General features: G+C 28.1%; 10 protein-coding genes. 3 read left to right on the top strand and 7 right to left on the bottom strand.

Features of this window, described 5'->3' with window-relative positions; genetic code table 11:
• Together AC2TY9_RS03850 and AC2TY9_RS03845 are read left to right on the top strand one after the other, a co-directional pair.
• A complete protein-coding gene (locus AC2TY9_RS03850) occupies positions 1-1,572 on the top strand; it encodes a nitrite/sulfite reductase (protein ID WP_489779620.1) in 1,572 nt (523 codons plus the stop codon).
• A 67-nt stretch (positions 1,573-1,639) separates the two neighbouring features.
• The gene (locus AC2TY9_RS03845; RefSeq protein ID WP_489779619.1) at positions 1,640-2,962 is read left to right on the top strand and encodes an aminotransferase class V-fold PLP-dependent enzyme; all 1,323 of its coding nucleotides are present in this window, start codon (positions 1,640-1,642) and stop codon (positions 2,960-2,962) included.
• Here the strand turns inward: AC2TY9_RS03845 and AC2TY9_RS03840 are convergent.
• From AC2TY9_RS03840 to AC2TY9_RS03820, 5 genes are all read right to left on the bottom strand, one after another.
• A complete protein-coding gene (locus AC2TY9_RS03840; RefSeq protein WP_489779618.1) occupies positions 2,949-3,260 on the bottom strand; it encodes a hypothetical protein in 312 nt (103 codons plus the stop codon). The genes AC2TY9_RS03845 and AC2TY9_RS03840 overlap by 14 nt on opposite strands.
• Positions 3,257-3,739, bottom strand: a complete 483-nt coding sequence (locus AC2TY9_RS03835) for a DUF1007 family protein (protein ID WP_489779617.1) — start codon at positions 3,737-3,739, stop codon at positions 3,257-3,259. The genes AC2TY9_RS03840 and AC2TY9_RS03835 overlap by 4 nt, the downstream gene beginning before the upstream one ends.
• Positions 3,736-4,479: a nickel/cobalt transporter gene (locus tag AC2TY9_RS03830; RefSeq protein WP_489779616.1), complete on the bottom strand. Its 744-nt coding sequence runs from the start codon at positions 4,477-4,479 to the stop codon at positions 3,736-3,738. The genes AC2TY9_RS03835 and AC2TY9_RS03830 overlap by 4 nt, the downstream gene beginning before the upstream one ends.
• Entirely contained in the window at positions 4,472-6,223 is a 1,752-nt protein-coding gene (locus AC2TY9_RS03825; RefSeq protein WP_489779615.1) for a type 2 periplasmic-binding domain-containing protein, read from the bottom strand. Before AC2TY9_RS03825 ends, AC2TY9_RS03830 begins: the two co-directional genes overlap by 8 nt.
• A gap of 83 nt (positions 6,224-6,306) precedes the next feature.
• The gene (locus AC2TY9_RS03820; RefSeq protein ID WP_489779614.1) at positions 6,307-8,130 is read right to left on the bottom strand and encodes an alkaline phosphatase PhoX; all 1,824 of its coding nucleotides are present in this window, start codon (positions 8,128-8,130) and stop codon (positions 6,307-6,309) included.
• A gap of 122 nt (positions 8,131-8,252) precedes the next feature.
• On the opposite strand from AC2TY9_RS03820, the gene AC2TY9_RS03815 reads away from it, so the two are divergent.
• The gene (locus AC2TY9_RS03815) at positions 8,253-9,365 is read left to right on the top strand and encodes a metallophosphoesterase (protein ID WP_489779613.1); all 1,113 of its coding nucleotides are present in this window, start codon (positions 8,253-8,255) and stop codon (positions 9,363-9,365) included.
• 351 nt (positions 9,366-9,716) lie between these two features.
• On the opposite strand, the gene AC2TY9_RS03810 is transcribed toward AC2TY9_RS03815, so the two are convergent.
• Complete coding sequence (locus AC2TY9_RS03810) at positions 9,717-11,768, bottom strand: ATP-binding protein (RefSeq protein ID WP_489779612.1); 2,052 nt, start codon at positions 11,766-11,768, stop codon at positions 9,717-9,719.
• Positions 11,765-12,730: an ABC transporter substrate-binding protein gene (locus tag AC2TY9_RS03805; protein WP_489779611.1), complete on the bottom strand. Its 966-nt coding sequence runs from the start codon at positions 12,728-12,730 to the stop codon at positions 11,765-11,767. Before AC2TY9_RS03805 ends, AC2TY9_RS03810 begins: the two co-directional genes overlap by 4 nt.
• Positions 12,731-12,788 lie beyond the last annotated feature (58 nt).

Here is a 12,788-nt window from a genome sequence, read left to right as displayed (position 1 = left end):
ATGAGCGAAATAACTAAAAAAGAAACAAAAGCTCAACGTGTTGAGCGTATAAAAAAAGAAAAAGATGGACTTGATGTAATCAAGGACATCTACAGATATGCCGAAACGGGAGAAGAAGTACACCCAGAAGATATTGATAGATTTAAATGGTATGGAATGTACACACAAAATAGAAATCTTCAAGATGAGTCTGATTCAACTTTATATTTTATGCTTAGGGTTAAACTTATAAGTGGAGAGTTAAGTCTTGAACAATTAAAAGTTATGGCTGAAATTTGTGAGAAGTACACAAGAGGAACTGCTGATTTTACAACAAGACAAGATTTACAGTTTCACTTTATAAGAGTTGCCGATTTACCAGAAGTATTTAGATTACTTGATACTGTTGGATTAAGTTCAATATTTGCAGCAGGAGATGTTCCAAGAAATGTAGTTTCATGTCCTGTAAATGGTATTGACCATGAAGAGATAGCTGATGTAAGGCATATTGTTGAAAACTTAAATGCATTTTTCAAAGGTAATAGAGAGTTTTCTAATCTTCCTAGAAAATATAAAGTTGGTGTAAATGGATGTTCTAAAAACTGTATGCATCATGAAATGCAAGATTTAAGCTTCAATGCTGTAAGACTTGAAAATGGTGAAATAGAATTTGCAGTTAGTGTTGGTGGGGGATTAGCTTCAAATAGAAGAGTAGCTGAACATATTGGTTATGTTAATGAAGAGCAAATTATTCCTTTGACTGAGGCAGTAACTAAAATATATAGAGATTTTGGTTTAAGAGAAAAAAGAACAAAAGCTAGACTTGGTCACTTAATTGAAGAGTGGGGATTAGAGAAATTTGTTGAGACTTTAAGTGAAAGTATTGATTTTAAAATCAAAGAACCAGAAGAAATAGAATACACACACTCAAAATATAGAGAACATTTCGGTATTCATGACTCAAAAGTTGAAGGTTCAAGTTTTATAGGATGCGCTTTAAATTCTGGTCATATAGGATTAGATGGATTAAATAACTTAATATCTATTTTTGAAAAATATGAAGCAAAAGCTTTAAAAGCAACAGTTACGCAAAATATTGTAATAACTGATGTTCCATCAAAAAATGCAAAAGATATGGCTAATGATTTAGAACAAATTGGGATTACACCATTTCCATCTAATTTCAAAGCTAGAATTCAAGCATGTACTGGACTTGATTTTTGTAAATTTGCCATCTCTGAAACAAAAGGTGTTGCTAAAAATTTAGTTGAACACTTAGAAACAAATTTTCCTGAATTTAGTGAAAGAGTGACCATAAGTGTAAATGGTTGTCCAAACTCATGTGCTCACCCTCACATTGTTGATATTGGACTTATGGGAACAAAAACAAGAAATGATGAAGGGGTTATGACTGAAGGGTTTGAACTTCTAGTTGGTGGTTTTTTAGAAGGTGTCAATTCACAATTTAACAAAAAAACTGGTATAAAATTTCCATTAAATAAAGTAAATGAAACTATTGAAAACTTAGTTATAGACTACCAAAATTCTGAGTTTCAAAACTTTAGAGACTTTTTATTAACCAAAGCAAAATAAACCTTAGGAGTTAAAATTCCTAGGTTTATTAATAGAATCTATAATAAAAATAAGTTAAAATTATCAAATGAAAAAAGATATTTTTAGACCATTTTTTGATGAAAATACAAATGTATTAGATTTTATAAGATATAACACTATTGGTAAAAGCAAAAAAGAGTACTTTGATTATACTGCCTCTGGACTTGGTTTTAGACAAGTAGAGAATAGAATTAGAGATGTATTAGAAACATATGCAAATACTCACTCAAAGGAATCTGCAAATGCCAATATTACTAATCAATATTATAATGAAGCCTTAGAATCTTTAAAAAATTCTTTAGAGTTAAATGATGATTTTTCTATTATTCCTGGTGGATGTGGAGCAACTGCCGCTATTAAAAAACTTCAAGAGTTAATTGGGATATATATTCCACCAGCAACATTAAATAGATTTAATATAACCGTTGCTAAAAAAAAGCTTCCATTGGTTATTGTTGGTCCATATGAACATCACTCAAATGAGATTAGTTATAGAGAAGCCTTATGTGAAGTAATAAGAATTCAGCTTGATAAAAATGGGCTAATTGATTTACGACAATTAAAAGAGATCTTACAAGAAAATAAGCATAGAGAGATAATTGGAAGTTTTTGTATAGCTTCTAATGTAACTGGTATTGTAACCCCATTTGAAGAGATTTCAAGATTACTTAGACTTTATGGGGCAACAGTTTGTTTTGATGCAGCAGCAAGTAGTCCATATATGAATATTCCATGTGAACTATATGATGCTTTATTTATCTCTCCACACAAACTTTTAGGAGGTCCTGGAAGTTGTGGTATATTAGTAGTTAGAAACTCTTTAATTGACAATTCTCTTGCTCCATCTTTTGCAGGAGGCGGTACTGTTTCATATGTAAATTCTCAAATTCAAGAGTATGAAAAAGAGATTACCGCAAGGGAAACAGCTGGAACACCAGGAATATTACAATTAATTCGTGCTGCACTTGCATATAAACTTAGAAATGAGATAGGGTTTGAATTTATTTGTGATCAAAAAAATATGCTATTAAAACATTTTCTCAATGAAATAAAAAAAATACCTGATATTAAAATCTATGGTAACCTTGATTCTAAAAACATAGGTATCATCTCTTTTAATATTGAAGATATAAATCCATATGATATATGTGAAAAACTATCACAAGATGATGGAATTCAAACAAGGGCAGGTTGTTCTTGTGCTGGGCCTTATGGGCATGATTTATTAGGCTTTAACACAAAAGAAGAAGTTCAAGAAAAACCAGGTTGGATTAGAATTTCAATACATTATTCACAAACTTTAGAAGATATTGATAATCTTCTAAAAGCTTTGAATAAATCTGTGGTAAATGCAATTAATCTAAAATAACATTATATGTATGTTCTGGAATTTTTCTTAAGAAAAACACCATTTTAGAAGGTTTGACCTCAAGTTTTACCTTAGTTTTCTTTTTTAAAAAAGGAAACTTCTTTGTTAATAATACTTTTTCATCTTTATTTAAAAGATGAAAACTATGAAGACCACATTTATTTCTACTATCACTTTTACAATAGATTATTGCCTCTTTTTTTGTCTCATCATACTCAACTTTTAAATCAATTGAATAACTTACAGGATGTGACCAAACTACTCCAAAAACTAAAAATATAAATATTACTATCTTCATTTACTAATTCCTATACAAAAATCATGCTCACTTTTTTCTATTTTACTTTCTAAAATAGATTTTGTATCAATTAACTTATATGCAAAATATAAAGTTGGATCAATAGTACAAACTATTCCTCCCTCATTTACTTTAGCTAAAAATTCAAAGCTTAATTCGACTCTTTTTTTTAAAAGTCTAAGTTCAATATTATTTGGATTTATAATTAACTCTTTGTTATCAAGTTCCATAAAAATATTATAATTGTCAGCTTTTAACTTTTCAAAATGTGCTTTTATAAAAGCATTTTGTTCCTCTTTTTCAAAAATCTTATTTCTATTTTTATCAAAATCAAAAATTAAAAGTCTTGAGTTTACCCTATCAAATAACCATTTATTCATTATTTTGTTTTCTTGAATATCAATATTTACATCCACAAAAAAATGTGGATGTGAATAAAGGTTTACAAAAAAGCAAGTGATTAAAATAAAAATCTTCATACTAATATTAATATCCCAAGAGTTAGAAGAACTCCTATTCCAAAATATGTGATTTTTCTAAATAGTACTTCATAGTTTTTTTCATATTTGGAACCTTTAATCTTAGTGGTTAAGATAGCCGCTAATGAGATTGTTATTCCCATCCCTACACTCATCATGATTGCACTTAAAACACCAAGATAGTAATATCCTAAGATCATTGAAAATAAAACTATTGTCATAACTCCAGGGCAAGGCACAATTCCTATTGATAATGCAACAGAAAAAAGAGATTTATTTTTAATCTCTTTTTTATCAACATCATCTTCATGTACATCTTTATCTTTTATAGTTTCATAAAGTAAATATAAAGCAATTGATATTATAAAAATAGCTGAGACCCTATACATATTTGCATTAATATCTTTAAAATATTGTGTTATTGAATTTTGAAAAAATATAAAAAGTATCGCGGTTAGACCAAGTGCCGTTAAGGTATGTATAATTGAGGTTAAAAATCCAGCTTTTAAAGCCTCTTTTACCTTAGATTGTCTTACTAAAAAATAACTTGCAATTACCATTTTCCCATGTCCTGGTCCTAAAGCATGTACTAAACCATATATAAAAGCAACTGCCAAAATATATAGATACATTGAAGAATCACCAGCATCTAATCTATCAAAAGAATCAGTTATTGTTAAATTGATTTTTTGTTGCCATGAAACAATAGAATTTAAAAATAAATCAGATAAATCAATCATTTGAGACCTTCTCTAATTGAGTCTTTTCACCATCACTTAGTAGCTTATGTGCATTTGCTATAGGTTTTACATGGGCTTCTCTTCCTAAAGAAAAACTTTGTTCATCTACAATTACTTTATAAGCTTTATTAAGTTGTAATGCTCTTTTTGCACTTGGCATTATCAAATGGGCAATATCTTTTTTTAATTTCTCAGCCTCTTCTTCTTTTAACTTCCAGTACTGTTTTTGATAAGCTTGTGGATTTTCTAACTTTTCAAGTAAATCTTTTTGGATATTTTTTTCATCATTTTCCCAGTTTTTTACAAAAAACTTTTCGATAACCTCTTTATTTTGTCTAAACTCATCCCCTGCATTATTAACTTTTAAATACTGCACATACTCTGTATCACCATTTTTTAGTAACCTATCTTTTATACCTTCTAAGCCTTTTTGACTCCAATGATACCATCCCTTTTGAAAACTATTGCCCCCTAATTTTCTTTGAAAAACAAAGGTAGAGTCTGCAATCGCTCCAATATTATTATGACATCCCATACAAAAAATTGTTTCTTCATAACTTTGTGGTCGTAGCTCACCTTCTACATCTTCAATAAAACCTTGATATTTCCATCCTAAAGCATTATAAACTCCAAGTTCTGCATCCCCTAAAAATTCATCTAATCTATCGGGGTTATCATTTTTCCCTTTTAGTTTTGAAAGACCTAAATTTTTAAGTTCACTATATGAATGCCATCTTACTTTTTTCCCATATCTAAGCTCCTTCATACGTGGAGCCATAACTATTCTTTCATCTTTGTCAACACCAATATATCTAACTGTATGTAGAAATTCTGTTTGTATAGGATAAAGACCTGGTGCTATCATTAATCTATTTTCTTCAAGAAGTTTTTTTGCTTTTCCAACATATGTCATAGAAAAATTAGAAATTTTAAAAGTATCGTTATTATATTTTGGTTGTATCCATTTAAAAACTATTTTTTTTGCAATATCAAGTTTACCATTTTGGTTTATATCAAAACCATATTTCTTTTCATCAATTGCATCAATTTTTACGTCAGCTTGTTTAATTAAAGACTCAACAATAGAAAGATTTAATTTATAAACTTCTTTATTAAACTTTCCATTTTCATCTAATCTAAAATCCTCACCTAATCTAATAATTACATCATCAGTACTTCCATTTGTAGGCCAAAATGTTCCTAAGAATGGTCTATATGCAAAGGATCTCCATCCTGTATAATTACCTTTTGGGTCTTTATCAAAACCTTCATTATCAAAATTAAAATAGCAATCAGGGATAAAACCATCCCATTTAGAGTTTTTATTATAATCCCATTTTTCAGGAATATTTTTTAGTTTTTCACTTAACATAATTTGATTATTTTTAATATAATTACTTTTGTTTATATATTCTAAAATATCTTTATCACTTATTTTTGAAACCTCATTTGTCCTATCTTTAAAAAGATTTGTCCAAGGGTTTTTAAAAGCAGGAGCTGGAAAATCATAAGCTATTTGTAAATCATCATCACTGAATGTATAATTTGGTTTTTTATTTTTAGTATGGCATGTATAACATGGATTATGTAATAAATTTTTGTTTTTACTATCTTCAGTTTTTGTATAACATTGTGAACTAATATATGCTGAACCGTTTAATAATTTATTATGTAGTAAATCTACATCTACTGAAAAAAGATAGCTATTTAGTAGTGCTAAAATAATAAGTTGCTTTTTTAACATTTATATATGCCTTAGTTTAAAATCGTTAGAAATAGAAAAAACCCAAGGGGGAACTCCCTTAGGTTTTAAATATATTTATATATTTATTTAAATGCTGGGAATGGTCCAACTACTCCAATCCAAGACTCAGTATCAGCTGGTGAGTCTTTTTTATCTTTATCAGATTCACCAAATGGATGTTGAATAACTGTTGTCATATAAGCATTTCCACCAATATTTGGATACCAAAATGGAGAAGTTGTTTCAGAACCATATGGAGAAGTTAAAATTCTAGTAATATCTTTAGTTTTTACATTATAAGCCCAGATATAATCAATTTGGTGTGCACCTGTATCTTCACCAATAATTAAGATATCAGAGTTATCAATAAATGTTAAATTATCTGGCTCTGCGATTTTATCAATTGCACATTTATTTCCATCAAACTCACTACCTTTTGGATATTTTTTCATCTCACCCATAACTTCACCTGACATTGAAGTTATTACCATCTTAGAATCAATTTCAAGACCTTTTGAATCTTTTGCCATTCCAATAGGAAGTTTGTATACACCACCACAACTATTTAATGGAAGCTTAATATCGTTGTTTCCACCAATATCATATTTGTCGTTTTTCTTACCTTTCTTTGCAAAATCTTCCATACCATATTGAATTCTTGACATTGCTAGGTATACATTTCCATTTGTCTTATCAAAAGTGATTCCCTCTTTCTTTCTAAACTCAGTAGTTGCACCTCTTATGGCTGCAAATCTTCTTGATTCTAGTCTTGAAGCAATAATCCCCATACCTGGTTTAACTTTTAAACACTCATGACCTGCAGTTGTGTTAATAGAGCTAAATCCACTTGGACAAGTGTCACCATTTGGTGTAGCAGAAGAGAATAAGTCTTCAAATGAAAGTCTTTTTTCAATTGCTTTTCTAATAGTTGCATCATTTGTTTTACCAAGATTTATCCAAGAAATTTCAAACTCTCCACCATTTTTATCACTGTTTTGAGTAAGTTTAGCTGCATATAATCTACCAGAACTTAAATCTCTTGCCTCATCAGCAATAAACATAAATAAAGCTCCATTTGTACCATCATCACTTAAATAAACAGTTTTTTCATCAGGCATTACATAAGCTAACTCGTGTGCAAATCTACCCATAGAGTAATGTTTTACATATTCAGTATTACCAGTTGCACTTGTAATTGTAACCTCTGGTGTCCATCCCCAAAAATATGGGTTTAATGCTTTTTTACCCTCTTTGAAATATAAATCAAAGTTTTGATAGTATTCATCTTTTTCAGCTTTTTTAGCATTTGGTTCATACTCTTCAGACCCTAAGTGTGATCCCCAAGGAGTTTTCATACCAGCACAGTGAACCCATCCACCTTCAAATTTGGCTTGAGATATATGACTAGTTGCAACAGCTTTTAATCCACCCTCTTCAGTTTTTTCTAATCTTGAGATATACATAGCTCCAGGTCCACACTCAAATTGAGTAATAGCAAAAAGATTACCTTCTTTTTCATGAAGTGTTGTATGATCTGGTCCTGAACCATCTTTACTAGTTTTACAAATAAATGGACTTCCATCTTTATGGTTTATAGCTTGTCCCATTTCATTTTTAACTTGTCCAAAAATTTCCATTGTTTTACCATCTAAACTTGGAAGTTTTTGTCCAGTTCTAGCAAGGGTATGCCATCCAATCTTGTGTACTTCTCCATTAATAACAACTTCACTTGAAGTCATAATCTTTTTCTTTTGGGCGTCCATTGTAGGAGCAGCAACTGGTTTAAAGTAAATATCATTATGTCCATCTTTATTTACAGAAGCCAATTCTGGCTGACTACAGGCTGTAAAAGTTAAAGCAATAGCTGAACTTGCAACTAAACTTTTAAGAGCATATTTATGGTTCATTTTTTTCCTTTATAATTAAATCTGGTGAAATATTACTTTTTACAGGTTACTTTTAGATTACAATGCTTAAACTATTTTGTATTATTTAATTTTTATTAATCTTGCTTTGATAAGATTTAGCCATGGGATTTTATATATTTATAACAACATTTATTAGTGTCATGACAATATTTACCTTACTTATTTCTAGAAGATTAGTTAGAAAACTTCATTTCTCAAATAAGACAAAGTTATTTATTAATATTTTTTTAGCAATTAATCTTTTAGGTGTCATTGGATACATATTTGCAAGATATAATCCAAGCATACCTAACTGGGCATATTTTTTACTGTCAATTCCTATTGGAATAATCTTTTTATTATTTGTTGCAACAATTTTTTATGAAATCTTTTCAAGGGTTTTAAAAGTTATACCTGTAAATGAAAAAAGAAGAGATTTTTTCAAAAAGACCTTAGATATAGGTGCCTTAAGTGTTGCTACTAGTGTAAATGCAAAGGCGATGCAAAATGCCAAAACTGTAGAGATTGAAAAGGTAGATGTAAAAATAAAAGGATTAACAAATCCTTATAAAATAGTTCAATTAAGCGATATTCATATTGGTGGCTTAATAGATAAATATTTCATTGCTAATTTAGTTAAAAGAGTTAATCAATTAGACGTAGATATTGTTGTTATCACAGGGGATTTAGTTGATACAAGTTTAGATTTTGCAAAAGATGCTTTAGATGAACTTAAAAATTTAAAATCAAAATATGGAAACTATTTTATTGTTGGTAACCATGAATATTTTCATAATGTAACAAATATCATTAAATATGTAAACACCTTAAATATAAAAACTTTAGAAAATGAAAATGTATATATAGGAAAAGAGGATGAAGGTTTTAATTTAGCAGGGGTTTATGATTTAATAGGTTCAAGAATAAATGCATATGTTCCTGATTTGAAAAAGGCTCTTGATGGAAGAATGGCAAATAATCCAACAATTCTACTTGCTCACCAACCAAAATTTATAGAAGAAGTACAAGATGTAGATTTAGTTTTAAGTGGCCATACCCATGGTGGACAGATTTTTCCATTTAATTATCTTGTAAAACTTCAACAGCCATATGTAAAAGGTTTACATCAACACAATGAAAATACTCAAATTTATGTAAACAAAGGAACAGGGTTTTGGGGTCCTCCTATGAGGCTTGGAGCTAGTTCTGAAATAACTTTATTAAATCTAAGTTAATCTGAATGTAACTTTTCAAATACAATTGAAAGAGGTAGTTGGAATATTGTTTTATAGTGGTATATAATTAGGGCTAAATAGTATGAATAAGAAAATCTAAAACATGTTCGAATTTTTAAAATAAAATCTATCAATGGAGAAAACACTACCTCTTTCCATTATCTCTTGATATATTTCTTATCAAGTTGTTGGAATATTAACATATTTTTTAGCACTTGTCAAGATTAATTGCTAATATAAAATGATAGAATATTAAAAAAAGTATTAAAAAGCCTATAATATGGTGATTTATATTGAATTTATTTTTTTAGCATTTAAAATATTATAGTGCTATTTTTGAGGTTTTTATATTTAAAGTGGTATCTTTATAGTAAAATTTACACCATTGCCCAAGTCACTTTGGCAATCTATTGAGCCTTTTAAATTTGTTGTAACAAGATTATATATTATATTCATCCCTAAACCTGATGACCCTTCTTGTTTATTAGTAGTAAAAAATGGCTCATAAATTTTTAGAAGATTTTCTTTACTAATCCCTTTTCCATTATCTATATATCTAAAGTATAAATGATTATCTATATTTTCTATTTTGAAATTTATCTTTCCACTATCTAAATCTTTAAAACCATGATTAATAGAATTAACAACTAGATTAGTGATAATTTGTGCAAAAAAACCTGGATAAGAGACTATTTCTAATTCTTCATCACAATCAATACTAATATCAATTTTTTTATTTTTTATTAAAGAATCAATACTTATTAAAATCCCTTTTATATAAGCTTTTACTTTAAATGACCTTTTTTGCTCACTTGTTTGGTCAACTGCAACTTGCTTAAAATTTCTTATAATATCAGCGGTTCTATTTAGATTTGAATTAATTACATTTACTAGTTCTTTAGAACTTTTTAAATAGTTTTCAAAATCCTCTTGGGTCATTTTTTCTAATTCATATTTATGCGATATATCCTCAGCTAGTAACTCAAGGTGGGAAGAACCAGTTAAACCAACACAAACTGGAGTGTTAATCTCATGTGCTACCCCTGCAACTAAACTACCTAAACCAGCTAATTTTTCTGACTCTACAAGTTTATTTTGAGTTTCCCTTAGATTTTCAATTATTGTTTCTAACTCATCATTTGAATCTTGTAAATCAATATTTCTATTGTATAATTGTTCTTCTAATTCTTTTTTCTCAGAAATATCTCTTACCGTGCCATAAATTACTATTTCAGAGTTTAGAACAATTTTAGATAAAATAATCTCAGTCCAAAATTCTTCATCATTAGGTTTTTTATGAATCCATTCAAATCTAGCACTACCATAGTTATCAAACTCTTTTGAAACCTTTTTTAAAGCTTCTTTTGTAGTTAATCCATCTTTTTGATACTTAGGAGAAAGATCATAAGGAGATTTTCCTATAATCTCACTTTTATCCTTTAATCCAAAAATTTCTAAAAAGGTTTTATTACAATCTATATACTTCCCATTTTCAAGGGAAAGCATCGAAAGACCATCTTTAGAATCATTAAATAAGGTCTCAAAAACTTCTTTTTGTTCTTTTAATTCTAATGTTCTTTCTTCAACTAGTTTTTGAAGATTTTTATTTAATTCATCTATCTCTTTTTCACTTTTGATTAGAGCTTCCATTTCAAATAAAATATAATTTCTCATTTTTTCAAAATTTAAAGTTAATTCATTTAATTCTTTTACACCATTAATTTCAATTTTTGTATTTAAGTTTCCAGATGAGATTTCTTTTGTGGCATTTGATAGCTTATGAATAGGTTTTAAAACATTTTCTACAATTAAAACTATAATAATTGAGATTAATGATAAAACTACAATAGAGATTAGTAAAAAACTTTGTCTAAATTTATAAAGTTCACTATATTTCTCATCTAAATTAACTCTATAGCCAATAATCCAATCCCATGGTTCAAAACTCTTGAAAACAACCCATCTTTCATCATTTTTCCTATTTATTAGAAAATTGCCATTTTTTAGATTTAATATTTTTTTATACTCTTCTTGGTTTTTGTAAAGATTACTATTTTGAACATTGTATTTTCTATGTATAACTAAATTTTTATTTTCATCTATAACAAAAGGGTAAATATCTTTTTCACCTTTATCAAAAACTTCTCTTATAGATTTTAAGGTTCCATCTTTAAAAGCTTTTTCATAGGATTCTACCATTTGAGTTTTTAAAAGTTTTTGGTATTTTTGATCAATTAGATAAATTATATTATCAATTTTTTCTTCATACAAAACAGTTTTTGAAGTATCAATTTGTTTTTTTAAATCATTATAAGATAAATAAAATATAGCTCCTATACCTATAATTATTGCTAAAAGTATTGCTACTAATAATTGAGTTTGTAAAGAGTTGTTTTTTATCACTGTACTATCTCTGCATTATCAATAAGGTCAAAAGGAAAAACTATATTAAGTTTTTTTGCTAAAGTTGTATTTATAATAATATTTGATTTCTTATTTGTAGAAATAGGGATGTTTTTTACATCTTCACCTTTTAAAATTTTAAGTGCTGTATTTGCAGCCCACTCACCTTGCTCTTCTGGTTTAAGAGGTAAAGATAAAACAGCATATTCAACTAAATTTCCATCCCCTGTTCCAGTGGGAATAAAAGTATTTTGAAGTACAAAATTTTTTATCTCTTTTTTATTTTCGTCCCAATTTCTTATAGAGCCCCCATATCCAATAATAAGAATATCCATACTATTTTGTAAGGCAATAAATTCTTTTTTCCACTCTTCAACAGATTTGACTAATCTTGCCTGCATTTTTTTATTTAATTGTTTTTGAAAATATTTTAACTCGATTCTTGTAGTCAAGGAGTCATCTTTTAGAAAACCTACCCTAGAACCTTTTGAATATTTACTTAAAATTTCAACAGTTTGAGGAACTAATTGTACCTCTTCAATACCTGTAATATTAGATATTGGTAATCCATACTTTTTACTAGAACCATTTATTCCACAAAAAACAACAGGAATATTACTATCTTTAAAATAAGGTAAGATTACATATCTAAAAGCATTATCATCTGAGGTGATAATTACATCAGGTTTAAAGTTTTCAATTTGATTTTTGATTTTTAAAGCAATTTTTATTTTATATGGCTCGTTATTATTTCTTTTAGAGTCCATTTCGACTCTTTTAAACTCAATAGGAATTTTAGATTTAAAAAGTACTTTTTTTATGTTATTTTCGATTCCATCACTCCAATAAAGCCCAGAGTGATAGGAGTTTATATAAAAAACCTTTTTGGGTGAAATACTTTTGGCATCTAAATAGGAAGTTAAGGTAAATAATGAAAAGAAAAAAATAAATAATTTTTTCATATAAATCCCTTTTCTTTTCATTATAACATAAAGATTTGTATTTATTAAATATAATTTA

It is taken from the genome of Arcobacter sp. ISO1 (assembly GCF_058105185.1).
This window is presented reverse-complemented; position numbering and strand designations above follow the sequence as displayed.